This window comes from Staphylococcus sp. HMSC072H03 (assembly GCF_001809305.1).
GTDB lineage: Bacteria > Bacillota > Bacilli > Staphylococcales > Staphylococcaceae > Staphylococcus > Staphylococcus hominis.
The window spans coordinates 39,315-57,289 of sequence record NZ_KV796878.1 but is presented as its reverse complement, the minus strand read 5'-3'; the positions used below and the strand labels follow the sequence as shown (position 1 = coordinate 57,289).

Here is a 17,975-nt window from a genome sequence, read left to right as displayed (position 1 = left end):
TTTGACTTATAACAAAGGGGTTAATGACAATGAAACACATGCATTTATCTGTTTTAGCTTATAGTACAGGTCTACATCCTGCCTCTTGGAGACTACCACATTCATATGTTGAAGAAGTTGGAGATATTAATTTTCAAATTAAGTTAGCGAAATTAGCCGAAAAAGGTAAACTGGATGCTTTCTTTCTAGGAGACGGTCAATATATTTCTGGAGAAGAAACGGGACATATTTCTTATTATTTTGAACCACTAACGGCACTTGCTGCCATTTCACGTGAAACACATTCAATTGGCTTGATAGGTACCATTTCTTCTTCTTTTTATGAACCTTATCTTGCAGCACGTATGCTTTCAAGTTTACATCAAATATCTCATGGGCGTATTGGGGCAAATATTGTAACATCTCAATTTGATTTAGAAGCACAAAACTATTCGATGCAAGCTTTACCACATCTTGAAAAACGATATGAACGAGCAGATGAATTTATCAATGTAATGAAAAAATTATGGGAGTCATTTACTGTAGAGGCTATCGTTAATCACAAAGACTCAGGGATTGGCTTAAATCATCAGTATATTCATCCACTTCATTATCAAGGAAAGTATTTTCAAGTTGCCGGAGCTATTAACATTCCAACACCAAAATATGGTCGACCACGTTTATTTCAAGCAGGAACTTCCATTCCAGGGCGTGATTTAGCAGTACGACACGTGGATGCTATTTTTTCAATTGCATGGAATTTACAAGATGGCCAACAATTCAGACAAGACATTCATCAACGTGCCATGGAAGCAAATCGTCAACCACCTCTTGTATTACCAGGTCTCACCGTTTATGTTGATGAGAATGAAGAGGATGCTTATAAACTTAAGCAACAATTAGATGATATGATTCCACTTGAAAAACGCAAAAAACAATTATCTAAAGCCATTGGTCTAGATATAAGTGAATGGAAACTAGATGAAGTCGTACCATCATTACCACCTTATGATGCGTTAGAGAAAAAAGTTGTAAAATCTGTGTATGAAGCTGTACAGCGTGCTGTTATGACCGAACACCTTACCTTACGCGATGTATTAGATCGATTTGGTACTTGGGTAGGACATAAAACGATAGTGGGAACACCGGAACAAGTAGCGGATGAAATGATTGAATGGTTTGAAAAAGAAGCGTGCGATGGTTTTATGTTAATGTCACCAACATATCCAAATGCATTTGAAAAATTTATCGATTTAGTCATTCCAGTTCTTCAAGCGCGTGGCGTGTTTAGAAAAGAATATGAAAGCCATATGTTAAAAGATCATTTAAATATAAATACAGAGAAGCTATAATTAAGCTTCTCTTTTATTTAATAGATATCATGAAAAAAGACTTCCTCCATTAGGGGGGAAGTCTAAAATGTTCTTTATATTATTCCATTTTAACTTTCGCTTTGTCTGATTCTTTTTTATATTTTTGATACATAATCCAAAGAATAATTGCCCATACGGGTATAAATAATACTCCAATTCTAGTTGAACTGTTAATTAATAAGATAATAAAGATAAATGCGAAGAAAGCTAGAATCGCAAATGCCATATATTTTCCACCAGGCATTTTGAACTTACTATCTTTGTGTAATTCAGGATTACGTTTGACATAATTTAGATAGGCAATCATGATAAGTGTCCAAATTAAAATATTCAATACTGTTGAAAATATCGTAATTTGCACGAACACTTTTGTTGCATCTTTAAATATTGCATTTAAAATAACTGAAATACTTAATAAACCGCATGTAACTAAAATAGCATAGTGAGGTACACCATGTTTATTTGTTTTATGCAAGAATGGTGGGCCTTGTTTACGACCTGCTAAACCGTACATTGTACGACTATTTGCAAAAATACCACTATTACATGATGAAGCAGCTGCTGTTAAAACGACAAAGTTAATAATACCGGCAGCAAATGGAATACCAATCAGTCCGAATAATTTTACATAAGGACTATCCGCAGGGTTTAGTTTGTCCCAAGGTACTACAGACATAATCACTGCTAATGAGCCAATATAGAAAATTAAAATACGCGCAGGTACATTGTTAATTGCTTGAGGAATCGTTTTGTGTGGGTTTTTAGTTTCCCCAGCTGTAATTCCAATTAACTCAATACCAATAAATGAAAAGATAGCCATTTGGAATGCCATCAAGAACCCTTGAATACCATTCGGGAAAAATCCACCTCTAGACCAAAGGTTCGTTACACTGGCTTGCCCGTAAGAGGTTTTCATTCCAAGCACAATCATCACAATACCAACAATGATTAAGGCTACAATTGTTATCACTTTAATAATTGACAGCCAGAATTCTAACTCTCCAAATAGCTTTGCACTGAATAAGTTCAAAGCGACTAATACTAAGATAGTAAATGCCGCTGTTAGCCAGTTTGGTACTGTTGGATACCAATATGAAACATATTTAGCAACTGCTGTCACTTCTGCCATGCCTGAAATAATCCAAGTTAACCAATACGTCCATCCGACCATAAATCCAGCAATTGGTCCAATATAATGATGGGCAATATCCCCAAATGATTTGAATCCTAAATTTGATAAGAGGATTTCTCCCATTGCTCTCATAAACATAAATAATACAAAACCGACAATAACATAAGTCAATAAAATAGACGGTCCGGCTAAATGTACAGATTCACCTGATCCAAGGAACAATCCTGTACCAATTGCGCCCCCAATAGCGATAAGTTGAATATGTCTATTACTTAACTCTCTTTGCAGTTTATCTTCTGCCATAATTTTCTTCCCTTTCCTGAGTAACCTTATGACTGAAACATTATGACTGAATCCAATACCCTTTGTTATAACATAAATAATTTTTTAAAACTTCAAATTATTTAATTTGTTAAGTTTAAGAATACCCTATTTAGTTAATATTAATCAAATAATAGTTTAATAGATAAGTGTTAATACATTATTAAATATAGTTAATAATGTATTAAATTGAGTATCTTTTTAAATCTATAAGCAAATTACTTCTCTTTATTTTCAATTTATTTAATAATCTAAGTTACGTAATTAAAATATGAAAGTAGGGAAATGAATGAACGATTTTAACGAAATATTAGAAAGTAGAAAATCTGTTAAAGGATTTGATCCAAATTATAAAATTCCACATGACGAAATGAATGAAATCATTAGCAAGGCAACAAAAGCACCTTCATCAGTGAATATGCAGCCATGGCGTTTTGTTGTTGTAGAAAGTGATGAAGCGAAAGCAAAATTACGCCCGTTAATTCGATTTAATACATCACAAAATGATACATCTTCAGCGATGATTGTTATTTTTGGTGATTTACAATGTTATGAGGAAGGCGAATTCATCTATAACAAAGCAGTTGAAGAAGGACATATGCCTCAAGAAGTAAAAGACCAAATATTACCTTTTGTAATGGATACTTACAAAAATAGTTCACGTGAAGTTATGAGTGACATCGTAAAAGTGGATAGTAGTTTAGCTGCGATGCAATTAATGTTAGTTGCAAAACAATATGGCTATGATACGAACCCTATCGGTGGTTTTGAGCATGACAAAATTGGCGAAGCATTCGGATATGATTTAGAACGTTACGTTCCAGTGTTAATCGTTGCGATTGGTAAGAAAGAAAAAGAATCTCATACATCATATAGAATGCCAGTTGATAAGGTAGTAGATTATCAATAATTAAAGTTTAATATAAAATATCAAAAAATATATTTCCATAAACGATTATAAAAGAAAGTTCTTTAAATAAAAATTTATGGGAATATATTTTTTCTTTAAAATGATTAATTCTTTTATAAATGGGAATAACTAACTGTATTCCGTAATAAGGAAACAATGTACATAACAATGTATTTACGATACCAATCTATATCTAGGAGAGATAAGTATGGATCAATCAAACAAAAACAAAAAACAACAACAATTAGATGAGTTAAGAAAAAATAATGATGGTACAGCAATGACTACAAATAGTGGTATGAAAGTAAGTGAAGATGAACATTCACTGACAGTAGGGGATAGAGGTCCGACTTTACTAGAAGACTTCCACTTCCGTGAAAAAATGATGCACTTCGACCATGAACGTATTCCTGAACGTGTGGTACATGCTCGTGGATTTGGGGCACATGGTGAATTCCAAGTGTATGAAGATTTAAGTGAATATACAAGTGCTGATTTCTTAACACACCCTGAAAAAACAACACCTGTCTTTGTGCGTTTCTCTACTGTACAAGGTTCTAAAGGATCTCCAGATACAGTACGTGACATTCGTGGTTTTGCTACTAAATTCTATACTGATGAAGGTAACTTCGATTTAGTAGGTAACAACGCGCCTGTATTCTTTATTCAAGATGCAATTAAATTCCCTGACTTTGTACATGCATTAAAACCAGAACCACATAATGAAATGCCACAAGGTGGTTCAGCACACGATACATTCTGGGATTTCATTGGTCAAAATCCTGAATCTATGCACGCAGTATTCTGGGCAATGAGTGATAGAGGTATTCCTAAAAACTTCCGTCAACAAGAAGGTTTTGGTGTACACACATTTAGACTTGTAAATAAAGAAGGTCAATCTTACTTTGTTAAATTCCACTGGAAACCTAAACAAGGTTTAGAAAGCTTAGTATGGGATGAAGCACAAATCTTACATGGTAAAGACATTGATTTCCATCGTAAAGATTTATATGAATCAATTGATAAAGGTGACTATCCTGAATGGGAATTAGGCTTACAAATTATCAAACCTGAACAAGAATTTGACTTTGATTTTGATATTTTAGATCCAACTAAATTATGGCCAGAAGATCAAGTACCTGTGAAAATCGTAGGTAAAATGACATTGAACCGTAATGTAGATAACGTTTTTGCAGAAACTGAACAAGTTGCGTTCCACCCTGCGCATATCGTTCCAGGTATTGATTTCTCTAATGACCCATTATTACAAGGTCGTTTATTCTCTTACACAGATACACAAATTTCTCGTCTTGGCGGACCAAACTTTAACCAAATTCCTATTAACCGCCCAGTTGCAGAAGTTCATAATAATCAACGTGATGCAATGCATCAATCATATATTCATCAAGGTCAAACAGCCTACCATAAAAATGGCTTGAACAATAATAACCCTCATACAACACCTAAAGAACAAGGTGGTTTCGAGCATTATCATGAAAAAGTAGAAGGTTATAAAGTACGTCAACGTAGTGATAGCTTCAAAGATTACTATACTCAAGCTAAATTATATAAAAACAGCTTAACTGAAGCAGAACAGCAACATTTAGCCGATGCTTTTTCATTTGAAATTGGTAAATGTAAATCACCAGAAGTAAAACAAAATGCTGTTAATCAAATTAATAAAGTTGATCGTAAATTAGCTGAATACGTAGCAAACAATGTAGGCGTAGAAGTTCCAGCAGAAAATGAAGAAGTGCAATCAGATGCTAAAGATAGCCAATTAACATTAGAAAAATTTGATATTCCATTAAAAGGACACTCTGTAGCAGTGCTTGTAAATGGTGATATTAGCGCTGAAACATTAAAATCATATGCAGAAGTATTTGTTAACAACGACTTAAACTATGCATTTGTTGGACAAACAGCTAAAAATCTTAATGATGATGAAATTGGTATTACTGAAACTTATAGCACAGCAAGTTCAACAGTATTTGATAGTGTAATCGTTCTTTCAGATGGTAAAGAGATGTTACCGACTGCGATTGACTTTGCTGAAATGAGTTATAATCATAAAAAACCTGTTGTAATCACTGAAGAAGCGAAAAATGTATTACAAAGCAATCGTATTGATTTAGATGCGCCTGGTGTTGTAGTCTCTAGCGAACCACAAGCTATCCTTGACGCATTCAAACGTTACAGATATTTCGATAGAAAATAATGAATAAGTTTTTGAAAAAGCCTGAGACATAATGCGTTGTCTTAGGCTTTTTTAATATATTGGCAGTCGATGATTGAATTGAACATGCGTTTGTTCCAAATTTTTTTCAATTGTAGTCTCGGCGTCTAACATACAGACTTTCAATAAGAAAGTCTACGTCCAATGCAAGTTGAAGATACGTTACTGAGGTGAACGACAAATTCAAAATGAATGCTGTCTTGCACCTTTTGATTAAGGAGGAGATATGATGAATCGAGGTATTAATCATATCGGTCTTACGGTTCCTAGTATTGAAGAAGCCACTGCTTTTTTTAAACAGGGACTCGATGGAAAAATTGCATATGATAGTCAAACTAAAAAAGATGAGCCAAGAGGTGGCGAATATGTCGAGCATATCTTAGGGCTAGAAAAAGGAGCTTTAATTATTCATAAACGCATGATGGTGTTTGGTTGTGGTCCTAATATTGAAATGTTTGAATTCCAACACGCGCAACAACATGAACCACAATCACTACAAGATATAGGTTTTACACATATTTCTTTTTATATTGAAAGTGACGCATTTGACCATGTATTAGAGCGTGTGAAACAGGCAGGAGGAGAGCCATTATCTGAACCACATTCTAATACAAAATATGAGGATACAGAGAATAATAAAATCGTTTATATTCGAGCGCCATGGGGAAGCTTAATCGAACTTCAAACTGTACCTAATGGTTTTTACTATCCTGATGATAGTGAAGCGAAGGTATTTATTCCTAAAAGCAATGATGAGTAATAAAATGGACTCAATCATGCATAGAGTTTTTCAACAGTGACGATTTTGTGTATTTTTTCTCGAAACAGGGTAATAAACTAGAAAGCCTAGCAAAAGGTTTAATGACAGTTTAAGGGAGTAGAACAAATGATTGATATTCAAATTCAAAAATGTGACTTAATTGAAGTCATTGGATCAATAATTAATGAAAAAGTTGAAGTTGAAAATCAAGATGCATGTGAATATTTAGCAACTGAAATTGTGAATGGATTGGAAGATTACAATAGTGAAGAAACTCAAGCCAATAATTTATTAGGCTTGAACAGTGAATTACGTCATGAAGTCAAAGAATCAAATCACGCAAAAAAAGTAATCCTTTCAGCAAATGAAGAAGCATTCTCGTCAAACGATAATAATGTAGATGTACATTCACCTAACTAGATTGAAAAACTTACCACACTTTATAACATCATTTTCTTCTAAATTTTACATAATAAAAAGCACTTCCTAACGAGTGAAAATGTCTTCATCTCATTTGGAGGTGCTTTTATTTATATTAAATTAGAAAAATAATGCTTTAACTATTCTGAAGAAAGAACCAAGTAATTGAAAGAAATCACCAGACATTAGACAACCACCTTTCCATAAAAATGATATTAAGCTTCGTTAGTTGACGTTAGCGCTTCTGTTTGAACTAAATCATCAGCTAAATCATACCAAAACTGTTGTAGTTCTTCTCGCGTGCGTTTTGTATCTGTACTATCTTGACCTACAAAATCGACATGATCCCAGTCGTGTTTAGTAGGCGTTACTTGCCAAATGCCTTTTTGATTTGTATCTGTTGCTTCCGTATAAGCTTGATTGAAAGGATGTTGAGATGAAATCACAGATACAAGACCATCATTTTCTCTCCATTCTTTTTCAGTGGCTTTACCAATCAGATTTGCTGTCACTGTGAATGGTAAGAAGAGATTGTAATCTGCTTTATGTTTACCAAATAATGTAGAGTGTGTTGCTTCGCCTGTATATGTTTTATAAACGATATTTGGATTAAGTGACGTTTTGCGATTAAGATCCGTCGCGCCATCACGTGTTAAATCGTATAAAGCATTATCTTTCGTTTGCCATAACTTAGATGTTTTAGTACGTGAAAGGTATGATAAATAAGATTCATCAGGTTGTTGTTTTAGACCCCATTGAGACAGACCGAAGTCTACTCGAGAGTTTTTATTGCCTAGTCGCTTACCTAAATCAAAGGCGATTTGACGAACGATGGCTTCATTACCTATTTTATCAGAGGCATGTGTACCATTATGTGGCGTGCCTAGTGTTGTGATTGAAGAAACCATATTATCATGATTACCTTGGAATAATGGAGAAATGTCGCCTCCGTGTTCTTTTTGGTATTCAATTTCTTCTTGACTACCATTTCTTAATAATTCTTCTAATTGACGAACAGTTTGGCCTCCCATACTATGACCAACTAGATGCACTTTTTGACCAGGTTGCCAATCTTTATAAACACCTTCGTATGTTTTACCATAGCGTTCATGACCATATCTTTCTGCATGTGCAGCACCATAATCTACAGTACCACCTTTAATATAGTAATAAAGTTCAACAGCACGATCATAGTTACTACCAAACGCACTGATACTTGCTTCATAAGCGTTATAACCATTTTGTTCTAAGTCTTGACGAATGTTTAATTTATCGCCACCCCAATAATGTGATAAAACATTAGGATTAATATCATCTGTAAATCCATTAAAACCATGAACAAGAATAATTGGGTCTTGGTTTTTGTATTGACCTTGTTTAGCAACTTTATTAGTTTGATCTTTTGTTTCTGTTGTACCTTGTTGTTGAGATGTATTATTTGTTGTTGCTACTCCATTGTTAGCTAATGTCTCTATGCCGGCTTGTGAATTTTTTTGATCTTTAGCATCTTTATTTCCAATAGTTTCATTTGTTGTACCATCAATTGAGATCGCTTCATCTTTAGTGTTTAAAGTATTCTCTGTAGGTGTAGTAGAATCTGTTGGTTGTTTAGCTGTCACTGTTTGTTGTGTTTCAGTTGTGTCTACAGTATCATTTGTTTTTCCAGTAGACGGCGCCTCTACGTCATTATTTTTTATTGCATCCTGATTTACATTTGAATCTTGTTGAGTTTTTGATGGTGTTAATTCTTTACTCTCTGTTAGAGGTGTTGACTGAGATGTTTTTGTTGAATGACTGTCAGTTGTTTTTGAAGTATTGTCTTTTGTAGATGATGTGTTGGTTTCAGCAGTCGTTGTTTGAGTTGTTGAATGGTCATGAGTTGTTGTTTTCTCTTCTGTCGGACTTTCATTTGTCACGTTTTCTGAAGAGTGAGATTGATTTTTAGTAGTTGACGTTTCAGTTGTGTTATCTTTTTTATCTGAAGTGATTGTGTCTTTTTGAATTGTGTCTTTAGTATTATTTTGAGATTGCTCAGAAAACGCTTTGCTCTCTTTTGTTGAAGATGATTGTGATTCATCTGAAGGAGTTTCTTTAGTTAATGCGTCTTCAGATTGATTTGATTGATGTTTAATAGTTTGATCAGTTAGGTTATGTTCAATTGTTTCTTCATTAGTGTTTAATTGATCAGTATCATCTTTAACTTGAGTTGAAGTTTTATTTTCATTATGTAAGCGTTGTGTTTCATTTTCATTAGTTACTGATTGAGATGTAGAAGTAGCTTGTTCGTCAGATTGAACATTGTCTTGTTGTGTTTCTTGATTATCAGATTGTTTTTTATTATCCCCAATAGATTGTGCTACAGCTGATTCAGGATTTCCCTCTTCCTGATGTGTTTCTGCTGCCTGTGCAGCACCGCCTCCCATAAATAGCAATGTCGCTACTAAAATGGATGATGCACCCACACTGAATTTACGAATACTGTATCTGTTTTCACTTTTTTTCATAAATAGCACCTCTATTAATTGTTTTTTTGTTATAAAATATATAGGTTAAATAAAAATATTAATTATTGAACGTGGAATAAATCCGAAAAGTTTACTAAATATCGCTTTAATATTTTCCAAAGTAACCATCCTTTCTTAACAGACAATTTAGAAAGCGTTTACAAATATGATGAAAAATTGTCGTATGTAGAACAGAGCTACATACGAGATTTAACCATCAACGTTGTCTATTGAATGTAAATAGATAGTAACGCTATATGAAAGCGTTGTCAATAATCTGTCACAATTACATAGAGTAAATATACATTTTAAGGGTATATGAAATTGAAATGTGTAATAACATCGTAAACTAAGGAGCGAAACCCTAATAAAGTAAACTGTTCCTTAAAAATCATTACTTGTGTGTATTCAAATGTAACTCGGGGTTTTTAGGCGAACGAGGTGGTGTAATACGTCTCCCTTTTCCAAGAGACATTTGGATAATCGATGATACTAACATAATCGAATTGAAAATAATCATTAGTAGAAATACTTTATGATCAGCATCAATAGCAATATCTTTTATACGCTTAATATAAATTGAAGTGTTTGTAATATTTTCTGTATAAACAGATTGTGTTCCTTTTTGAATATTATATTTAATCAGATAGGCAATCACTGGAACAAGAAATGCTGCCGCGTAGTTACGTATTGTGTGCATCGTTTGAGAACGCTGACCAGCTTGAAGTAAATCGCCATCTAATAATGTTGCCATAGCACCACTTACAAGTGTCATACTTGCACCAAAACCAAGTAGGAAACCTTGAATGTAAAGTAAATGAATATTTACGATATCATGTAAAATCATCCAATGAACACTGACATAAAGTAACGCTGATGAGCCTAATGTGCCTAAAACACCAGCTCCTACTGCACTATAGATAAACATTTTAATAAATCCTGTCACAATGACACCTATGAAAAAGAATAAATAAAAATGTAAAGATATAGTGAAAGGTAATTGTAAGATTCTAATTATATACACATTAATTCCTGCAATACCACATAATAAGGCTAAATGTGAAGATATAGCCATTGTTGCACCAACAAGTGGTTTCTTTGTTAATAACGTTTTAAAGTGAACAAATGGATGTTTTGCTTCGTGATTAAAAACTACAAAATTTACAATGAATAAAATTGCTATAATTAGGATAGGCCAGACCCAGAGAGACCCGTACCCTTTTTGTGTAAGCATCCCCATCGGTAGCGTAAGAGCAATCGTACTAAGAACTAATGAAATAATCATAGGACGACTAATATGAATAGGTTCAGAATGTTGATATTCTTCTTTTGTTAAGAATATTGAACCTAAAATAAGACATAAGATAGCTGAAATAATATTAATAATAAAGATCCAATGCCAACGATCTAATTCTAAAGATAGACTACCTGATAGACCTCCCAATGCATTTGCGCCAAATAAACCTACAATAACCATTAATAAGAATACATTGCGGTATTGTTTAGGGAAATTGAGAAAGAGTTTTGGTAAAAGTGTGAAGAATAAGACGCCGGTACTTAAACTTTGTAACCCTTTAGCAATAGATAAAATAATTAAGTCGAAGGAAAAAAGCCCAATAATCGAGCCGATTAAAAATAGAGTTACAAAGAATAAAAAATTACGTCTAAACCCGAATTTGTGTGTCAATGTATGTCCAAGTGGCACGCCAAGTGCAAAGGCAAAGTTAGCAATCACAGAAGGTATAATGAGATATTGAGAACCTATACCAAATGATGTTTGTAAAATACCTTGATTTAAACTATAAGCCAAATTTGAAAAATATTGTGAACCAATGCCGAAGATAGTTAGTATGCCAAGTATTGATATTTCTAGCATTTTTCCTTTTTTAGATGACCAAAAGTCCATTTTTTTCACTCCGATATATGAATATGGTGTATCGTCATTTCGCAACTTAACTATTGTACTCTTATAAATGGGAAAAATAAATAAGAGTGTCTTATATATAAAATATGAAATAAAAAGAAACCTAAGAATTTAATCTTAGGTTTCTTAGATAGCGGAGGGAGAAGGATTTGAACCAACGCGAGCTAAAAGCTCCTACTAACCATAAAATGGTTAGCCTCTTAAGCCAGGCTTGAGTATCCCTCCATAATTTTACTTTAATACTATACTATATATTTTGAAGTTTGTAAAGAAAAATATTTTTTATGTAAATAATTTATAAATGTACATTAAAGTTAAAAATAAATTGTTTTATAAAAAAGACGCATACTGTCCTTTGTTTGTTTTATAATATTGATGTACATATTTTATTTTAAACATAAAACCAATTCATTTTTAAATGGAAGAAAGCAGGGGACAAATTAATGCTAAAATCTAAATTTGGTAAATCATTAGTAGCGAGTGTCGTTATTGGTGCTAGTGTACTAGGATATTCTGCCCAACATCAAGAGGCTAAAGCAGTAGAAACCAACTATTATTATGACGGGATACAAAGAGGATCATATCAAGCGTATTTAAAAGCGAAAAAAATTAGTAACAGCAGTATTTCAATCCAACGCTATCCAAATGCCTCACAAAATAATTTAAAGGCGATTGGCCGTGTATCTAATTTAAATGGCTGGAAAAAAGGCTCTCGCGATGCATCTGTAAGAAAGCAAGATTCTATGGGAACAGGAACAGTGATTGGGGCACATACATTTGTAACCAATGCACATGTTATCGATGATCAATATGGTCGTGCAGCGGCTCCGAAATATATTAAATTTCAAATGAATCGTGATGGAAGTCGTATGCCATATGTTTTCCAAGCAACAGAAGTGATTAAAGTACCACAATATGATATTGCAGTGGTTCACACAAAACAAAATATGTCTAAATATGTGAAACCAGTTAAAATTGCAACGGATTCAGAGATTAAACAATTGAAATTCAATTCGCCACTTTATTCATTAGGATATCCATGGCAATATAACGACAACACAAAAGCGTATTTTAATAAACTTCGTGTAACTCAATTCTCAACAAATGGTACAGAGATTCAAACGAAAGATATTTTTAGATCAGGTGCTTCAGGCTCACCAATGTTAAATAGTACATTTACAAAAATGTATGGCTTAAGAACATATGGATATAACTTAATGGGTGGTTCAACGGATGCTTATGCTAAACAAGAAATGTCTGGTGGCGAATCGTTTAAAGGATATGCTGGTCGTTTCGTACGTCAACATATTAAGTAATTGATATAAAAAAAGTACATGCTTTAGATAATGAAGTGTGTACTTTTTCATAACGACATACAGAGTCTGTTTAATATTGTCAGTTGAATATATATTTTTTATTTTAAAAGGAGCGAAATAAATGAAGAAACATTACTTAGCTATCGGCGCAATAACGGCGACAACTTTACTTGCAGGTTGTGATTTAGGAGATATGATTGGGCTCAATAATTCTAGTGAAAAATCAGAACATACTACATCACAAAGTAACCAATCATCAAATAAAAACACTTCAGATAATCATAAAAATAATACCCAACAAGATAGTAATAAAAGTTCAAATGATAGAAATCAACGAGAGAATAAAACAAATAGTAATATCGACAACTTATCTCAAGCTGAAAAAGTAGCGTTAGCTTTAAATGATCCTTCAGTGTCAGACTATGCTATTACTGCAAATGAATTAAGAAATCATTCATATTTTGCGAATTATAACGGTGGCGGCGAACAAAAAAGTATAGATACGTATCAATTAGAAGCATTAGACAATGGAGTAGAGGGTGCACCAAGTAATATGAAATTCTATGCTACTCAGCCTGCTAAAGGCTCATTTTCTACGCTTATTGGAGTAGGAGGCGATAGGGTTACAATTATCGCAACCCAAAGTCCAGGCACATACAGTCAATTTGTAAATTCACAAACAGGTCATGAATTAGATCTCCATACCTTACTTGAGAAATACGGTGAGAATTCTAATTATAAGGAGATTGTGAATCAAATCGTTTTTACTAATGGAAAAACATATACTGATTCAAACAATACAACTAGTGAATCATCTTCATCTACTGAAAAAGTAACACGTGCAAATGTCATTGATAAGGTAGAAGATTATGAAGGTCATCAATTAGATACTGATACGTACACATATAAAGAACCAGAACAAAATGAAAACGGAGATTGGGGCTTCTCAATTTTAGATAAAAATGGAGATTTAGTTGGCTCATATATCGTTACTTCTGACGGTGTAGTAACAAAATATGATGAACATGGAGATCCAATTGATTAATAAAAAGCAACAGCTGATTTTAATGGTCAGCTGTTGTTTTCTGTGTAAGTACGTTTAATTTCATCTAAACGCTCAATAAAACTATCGATATATGATTCTGGAGCAATAATTTTTGCTAAAGGAGCAAGTTGATAAGCAATGTAATAAGCATCAAACCGTGTGCAATTTACCCATGCCAAAATGGTGTCTTCATTACGTGAAACAATCTCTTTAATTGAAAATTGTTGTTTAAATTGATTCCAAATGGTTGTACTCATTTCAAATAATACTGCATTATTCGCGAAGTCTTTAGAAAATTTTGTATCTAGAACGTGTAAGGATTGTATCGATTTCAAAGAAACGGTATGTATTTTATGTTGAAATTCGTAAGTAAACCAATAATCATAATGCATATACAAAATAGATAATGGTTTAATAGTCATTTTGTTATGATCTACTTCAATACGCACCCTATGTTTATTGACGATTGCTTTTTGAAGGTCCATTAATATTTTTCCAGGAAGTAAATCATCACGTACTTTGAATTGATGTAACATCGTCATCAAAATATGTTTATCTTCTATTCTGACAGACGACATCGCATGTAGGAAAAATTTGTAAATATCGTAATGAAGAATAGGTGTGAGACTTTGTAACTTAATGAGTAAACTTAGTACACCAAGACTTTGTTTGTTCGTAGTATCATGGGTGAGTTCATAACCACCTAATTGATAATTATAGACAATTTTAGTATGATTGCTTCTCCAAAAATGACTTTCATAAAAAAATGTATTAATTGTATTAATATCACGTTGAATAGATTTTTTGCTGACATTTGTAAAGCGATCTAAGTCTTCTTGAGTGACAACATGACCATTTAATAATAATGTCAAAATATTAAGTATACGTGTTGCTTTATCCAAAGATATATCTCCCTTTTATTAAAGTGAAAAAGTTTTTAAAAATAATTATATAGCTTGTAATATGGTTTGTTACTATATAATTTGACAAAATATTAATAGTTAAACATTGATTTTAACATTAATATTGAATGGATAAAGAATGGTGAGACCGTAATAATGCATAAACTGTATCTAACGATGGCGTAGAGAGGTGATGTGTTCTAGCCTTACGGTAAATAAAACCTTGAATTGCTTCTACTTCAAGGGGCTGATGATTCATCACATCATAATACATACTTGTTCCCATATGATCTGGATAGCCAGCATAGATATGCATAATATCTTCAACAATCGTGTCAGGCAATGTAATACCTTCTGCCATAGCGACTTGTTTACCTTCTTCTAATAAGCGCGTGCATAATTGATAGACTTCTGAAATTTTTAGAATTTGTGCAGTATTGCCACCTAAAGCAGTAATCGAATTAATACCAAGATTGACGAGTAATTTATACCAAATCGTTGTTTCTATGTGATCTTCTAATATAAGTTCTATTTTAGTGTGTTCTAAATAGTGTTTAAGCTGTTCAGTCCGACGATCATGCTGAATATGCAAACGGTAATCTCTGAAATGGATCACTTCATCGTCTTTTTTCTGTCCACTAATATAGACCACAGCTTGGTAGACATATTTAAATGGTAAAGTTGAACGTAAACCATATCCATTTTGAGCTAAAATAATCGTTGTCTCCTCATGAGTAAGACGGTTTAAGTCTGGAATTAAAGATTCAAGTTGATGCGTTTTGACTGCCACGATAATCACATCGAAGGGGTCAGTCATAGACTTAATATCTTTAACCATGACATGTTGATTTGCAGTTTGAAAGTGAATGGACTTATTTGTTCTCCCAAGTAATGTGATATGAGGTAATATTTGTTGTAATTCATAAGCAATCGTCGTACCTATAGCTCCTGGCCCAATAATCGCAATACGCATTTATAACTTTCCTTTCTTTAAAATATTACATATAATTATACGTGATATTATTGAGATAATGTTATAGGAGATCGATAAAATAATGAAAAATTTGTCAAAACTTATGGAAATGAAGCAAAATGGTACAAAAATTTCAATGGTTACAGCATACGATTATCCCAGTGCAAAACAAGCGCAACAAGCCAATATTGATATGATTCTAGTTGGTGATTCGCTAGGAATGACAGTCTTAGGTTATGATACAACCACTCAAGTTACTTTAGATGATATGATTCATCATGGTAAAGCTGTTCGTCGAGGCGCCGATGATACATTTATCGTTGTAGACTTACCTATCGGAGCGGTAGGCGTAAGTGCGGAACATGATTTAAATCATGCGATAACGTTATATCAACAAACCAATGCGAATGCATTAAAAGCAGAAGGTGCCCATTTAACTGACTTCATTAAAAAATCGACACAAATGGGTATTCCAATTGTTGCACATCTTGGTTTAATGCCACAAAGTGTCGGTGTTATGGGTTACAAGTTACAAGGTGGTACAAAAGACGCAGCAGAACAACTTATTCGTGATGCACATGCCGTTCAAGAAGCAGGTGCAGTGGCGTTAGTATTAGAAGCTATTCCAAGTGACTTAGCTGGATTAATTAGTAAACAATTAGACATTCCAGTTATTGGTATTGGGGCAGGTAGAGATACAGACGGACAAGTATTGGTGTATCACGATATGTTAAATTATGGCGTAGAACGTTATGCTAAATTCGTAAAACAGTTTGCAGATTTATCTGTAGGCATTGATGGTATGAAGCAATATGATAAAGAAGTGAAAGCAGGAGCATTTCCTGCAGAAGCACATACGTATAAGAAAAAAGTATTAGATGAGGTTAATAAAAATGACACAAGTAATTAATACTGTAAAAGAGATGCAAACAATCGCACAACGCATAAAAGCGTCTGGTCAATCAATAGGTTTCATTCCAACAATGGGTGCGCTTCATGAAGGACATTTAAGTATGATGCGACGTTCAGTTGAAGAAAACGATGTGACAGTCATTAGTGTATTTGTAAATCCATTACAATTTGGACCTAATGAAGATTATGATGCATATCCTCGCCAAATTGATAAGGATGTTTCTTTAGTTAAAGCTATTCATGTCGATTATGTATTCCATCCTTCCGTTGAAGAGATGTATCCAGATGAATTAGGCGTCACATTAAAGGTGGGACGTCTAGGGAAAGTCTTAGAAGGCCCACAACGTCCTGGACATTTTGATGGTGTCGTTACAGTAGTTAATAAATTATTTAATATCGTAAGTCCTAATAAAGCCTACTTTGGTAAAAAAGATGCACAACAATTAGCAATTATTGAGAAAATGGTAAAAGATTTTAATCATCCTATTGAAATTGTCGGCGTCGATATAGTACGTGAAGACGATGGACTGGCGCGTAGTTCTCGTAATGTGTATTTGACTGATGAAGAACGTAAAGAAGCGGTTCATCTAAGTAAAAGTTTAAAATTAGCCAAAGACATGTATGCAGAAGGTGAACGTCGAAGTCATATACTTGTAGGTGCAATAAAAACATACTTACAAGAACATACAAGCGGTCATATCGACGAAGTCGCAATTTATAGTTATCCTGAACTTGAAGTTGTTAATGAAATAAATGGTCAAATTTTTATTGCTTTAGCTGTCAAATTTTCTAAAGCACGTTTAATAGATAATATTATTTTAGGGAGTAAATAGAGAAAATGATTAGAACAATGATGAATAGTAAAATTCATAGAGCACGTGTCACAGAATCCAATTTAAATTATGTAGGAAGTATCACGATCGATGCCGATATTTTAGATGCGGTTGATATTCTTCCAAATGAAAAGGTTGCTATTGTAAACAATAATAATGGAGCACGTTTCGAAACATATGTGATTGCGGGTGAACGTGGTAGTGGAAAAATTTGTCTCAATGGTGCTGCATCTCGCTTAGTAGAAGTAGATGATATTGTTATTATTATGACTTATGTACAGTTGGACGAACGTGAATTAATCGATCATGCACCTAAAGTAGCGATTATGAACGAAAATAATGAAATAATTCAAATGATTCATGAAAAAGAAAATACAATAATTAAGTAATTAAGTGAGCGTGCAGTCTTAAAGAGATTATTTTGGAAAGACTAGC

At 33.4% G+C, this 17,975-nt stretch carries 15 protein-coding genes and 1 tRNA gene; 10 read left to right on the top strand and 6 right to left on the bottom strand.

Annotated features, from left to right (window positions below; genetic code table 11):
• Nucleotides 1-29: 29 nt before the first annotated feature.
• Entirely contained in the window at nt 30-1,331 is a 1,302-nt protein-coding gene (locus HMPREF2578_RS02495) for an NtaA/DmoA family FMN-dependent monooxygenase (protein ID WP_017174730.1), read from the top strand.
• Between the two features lie 79 nt (nt 1,332-1,410).
• Here HMPREF2578_RS02495 and HMPREF2578_RS02490 read toward each other — a convergent pair whose 3' ends face one another.
• The gene (locus HMPREF2578_RS02490) at nt 1,411-2,787 is read right to left on the bottom strand and encodes an amino acid permease (RefSeq protein WP_049335269.1); all 1,377 of its coding nucleotides are present in this window, start codon (nt 2,785-2,787) and stop codon (nt 1,411-1,413) included.
• A gap of 307 nt (nt 2,788-3,094) precedes the next feature.
• Here HMPREF2578_RS02490 and HMPREF2578_RS02485 point away from each other — a divergent pair, with 307 nt between their 5' ends.
• From HMPREF2578_RS02485 to HMPREF2578_RS02470, 4 genes are all read left to right on the top strand, one after another.
• The gene (locus HMPREF2578_RS02485) at nt 3,095-3,715 is read left to right on the top strand and encodes a nitroreductase family protein (RefSeq protein WP_070508252.1); all 621 of its coding nucleotides are present in this window, start codon (nt 3,095-3,097) and stop codon (nt 3,713-3,715) included.
• A 208-nt stretch (nt 3,716-3,923) separates the two neighbouring features.
• Nucleotides 3,924-5,933, top strand: coding sequence for a catalase (locus HMPREF2578_RS02480; protein WP_048680502.1), 2,010 nt, complete (start codon nt 3,924-3,926; stop codon nt 5,931-5,933).
• A 244-nt stretch (nt 5,934-6,177) separates the two neighbouring features.
• Entirely contained in the window at nt 6,178-6,711 is a 534-nt protein-coding gene (locus tag HMPREF2578_RS02475) for a VOC family protein (protein WP_070508251.1), read from the top strand.
• Between the two features lie 126 nt (nt 6,712-6,837).
• Complete coding sequence (locus HMPREF2578_RS02470; RefSeq protein ID WP_019835036.1) at nt 6,838-7,131, top strand: hypothetical protein; 294 nt, start codon at nt 6,838-6,840, stop codon at nt 7,129-7,131.
• 215 nt (nt 7,132-7,346) lie between these two features.
• Here the strand turns inward: HMPREF2578_RS02470 and lip are convergent, their stop codons facing one another.
• The 3 genes from lip to HMPREF2578_RS02455 all read right to left on the bottom strand — a co-directional run bounded on the left by lip (nt 7,347) and on the right by HMPREF2578_RS02455 (nt 11,784).
• Nucleotides 7,347-9,635: a YSIRK-targeted triacylglycerol lipase gene (lip, locus tag HMPREF2578_RS02465; RefSeq protein ID WP_070508250.1), complete on the bottom strand. Its 2,289-nt coding sequence runs from the start codon at nt 9,633-9,635 to the stop codon at nt 7,347-7,349.
• A 394-nt stretch (nt 9,636-10,029) separates the two neighbouring features.
• Entirely contained in the window at nt 10,030-11,541 is a 1,512-nt protein-coding gene (locus HMPREF2578_RS02460) for an MFS transporter (protein ID WP_070508249.1), read from the bottom strand.
• A gap of 152 nt (nt 11,542-11,693) precedes the next feature.
• Nucleotides 11,694-11,784, bottom strand: a tRNA-Lys gene (locus HMPREF2578_RS02455).
• A 218-nt stretch (nt 11,785-12,002) separates the two neighbouring features.
• Between HMPREF2578_RS02455 and HMPREF2578_RS02450 the strand changes: the two genes are divergently transcribed.
• Together HMPREF2578_RS02450 and HMPREF2578_RS02445 are read left to right on the top strand one after the other, a co-directional pair.
• On the top strand, nt 12,003-12,875 hold the full coding sequence (locus HMPREF2578_RS02450; RefSeq protein ID WP_048761071.1) for a trypsin-like serine peptidase: 873 nt from the start codon (nt 12,003-12,005) through the stop codon (nt 12,873-12,875).
• A gap of 121 nt (nt 12,876-12,996) precedes the next feature.
• Nucleotides 12,997-13,920, top strand: a complete 924-nt coding sequence (locus tag HMPREF2578_RS02445) for a hypothetical protein (RefSeq protein ID WP_070508248.1) — start codon at nt 12,997-12,999, stop codon at nt 13,918-13,920.
• A gap of 26 nt (nt 13,921-13,946) precedes the next feature.
• Here HMPREF2578_RS02445 and HMPREF2578_RS02440 read toward each other — a convergent pair whose 3' ends face one another.
• Nucleotides 13,947-14,822: an HTH domain-containing protein gene (locus HMPREF2578_RS02440; RefSeq protein ID WP_061544154.1), complete on the bottom strand. Its 876-nt coding sequence runs from the start codon at nt 14,820-14,822 to the stop codon at nt 13,947-13,949.
• A gap of 118 nt (nt 14,823-14,940) precedes the next feature.
• Nucleotides 14,941-15,795: an oxidoreductase gene (locus HMPREF2578_RS02435; protein ID WP_070508247.1), complete on the bottom strand. Its 855-nt coding sequence runs from the start codon at nt 15,793-15,795 to the stop codon at nt 14,941-14,943.
• Between the two features lie 82 nt (nt 15,796-15,877).
• Between HMPREF2578_RS02435 and panB the strand changes: the two genes are divergently transcribed.
• Genes panB through panD form a run of 3 tightly spaced genes read left to right on the top strand, consistent with a single transcriptional unit; the run spans nt 15,878 to nt 17,929 of the window.
• The gene (gene panB / locus HMPREF2578_RS02430) at nt 15,878-16,705 is read left to right on the top strand and encodes a 3-methyl-2-oxobutanoate hydroxymethyltransferase (RefSeq protein WP_061544152.1); all 828 of its coding nucleotides are present in this window, start codon (nt 15,878-15,880) and stop codon (nt 16,703-16,705) included.
• A complete protein-coding gene (gene panC / locus HMPREF2578_RS02425; RefSeq protein WP_061544151.1) occupies nt 16,689-17,540 on the top strand; it encodes a pantoate--beta-alanine ligase in 852 nt (283 codons plus the stop codon). Before panB ends, panC begins: the two co-directional genes overlap by 17 nt.
• A 5-nt stretch (nt 17,541-17,545) precedes the next feature.
• Nucleotides 17,546-17,929, top strand: coding sequence for an aspartate 1-decarboxylase (panD, locus tag HMPREF2578_RS02420; protein WP_002449536.1), 384 nt, complete (start codon nt 17,546-17,548; stop codon nt 17,927-17,929).
• Nucleotides 17,930-17,975 lie beyond the last annotated feature (46 nt).

Excerpts from the sequence above, each read along its gene's own strand:
- HMPREF2578_RS02475 (WP_070508251.1), top strand. The coding sequence starts at position 6,178 with ATGATGAATCGAGGTATTAATCATATCGGTCTTACGGTTCCTAGTATT.
- lip (WP_070508250.1), bottom strand. The coding sequence starts at position 9,635 with ATGAAAAAAAGTGAAAACAGATACAGTATTCGTAAATTCAGTGTGGGT.
- HMPREF2578_RS02480 (WP_048680502.1), top strand. The coding sequence starts at position 3,924 with ATGGATCAATCAAACAAAAACAAAAAACAACAACAATTAGATGAGTTA.
- panD (WP_002449536.1), top strand. The coding sequence starts at position 17,546 with ATGATTAGAACAATGATGAATAGTAAAATTCATAGAGCACGTGTCACA.
- HMPREF2578_RS02450 (WP_048761071.1), top strand. The coding sequence starts at position 12,003 with ATGCTAAAATCTAAATTTGGTAAATCATTAGTAGCGAGTGTCGTTATT.
- HMPREF2578_RS02495 (WP_017174730.1), top strand. The coding sequence starts at position 30 with ATGAAACACATGCATTTATCTGTTTTAGCTTATAGTACAGGTCTACAT.
- HMPREF2578_RS02460 (WP_070508249.1), bottom strand. The coding sequence starts at position 11,541 with ATGGACTTTTGGTCATCTAAAAAAGGAAAAATGCTAGAAATATCAATA.
- HMPREF2578_RS02435 (WP_070508247.1), bottom strand. The coding sequence starts at position 15,795 with ATGCGTATTGCGATTATTGGGCCAGGAGCTATAGGTACGACGATTGCT.
- panC (WP_061544151.1), top strand. The coding sequence starts at position 16,689 with ATGACACAAGTAATTAATACTGTAAAAGAGATGCAAACAATCGCACAA.
- HMPREF2578_RS02470 (WP_019835036.1), top strand. The coding sequence starts at position 6,838 with ATGATTGATATTCAAATTCAAAAATGTGACTTAATTGAAGTCATTGGA.
- HMPREF2578_RS02445 (WP_070508248.1), top strand. The coding sequence starts at position 12,997 with ATGAAGAAACATTACTTAGCTATCGGCGCAATAACGGCGACAACTTTA.
- panB (WP_061544152.1), top strand. The coding sequence starts at position 15,878 with ATGAAAAATTTGTCAAAACTTATGGAAATGAAGCAAAATGGTACAAAA.
- HMPREF2578_RS02490 (WP_049335269.1), bottom strand. The coding sequence starts at position 2,787 with ATGGCAGAAGATAAACTGCAAAGAGAGTTAAGTAATAGACATATTCAA.
- HMPREF2578_RS02485 (WP_070508252.1), top strand. The coding sequence starts at position 3,095 with ATGAACGATTTTAACGAAATATTAGAAAGTAGAAAATCTGTTAAAGGA.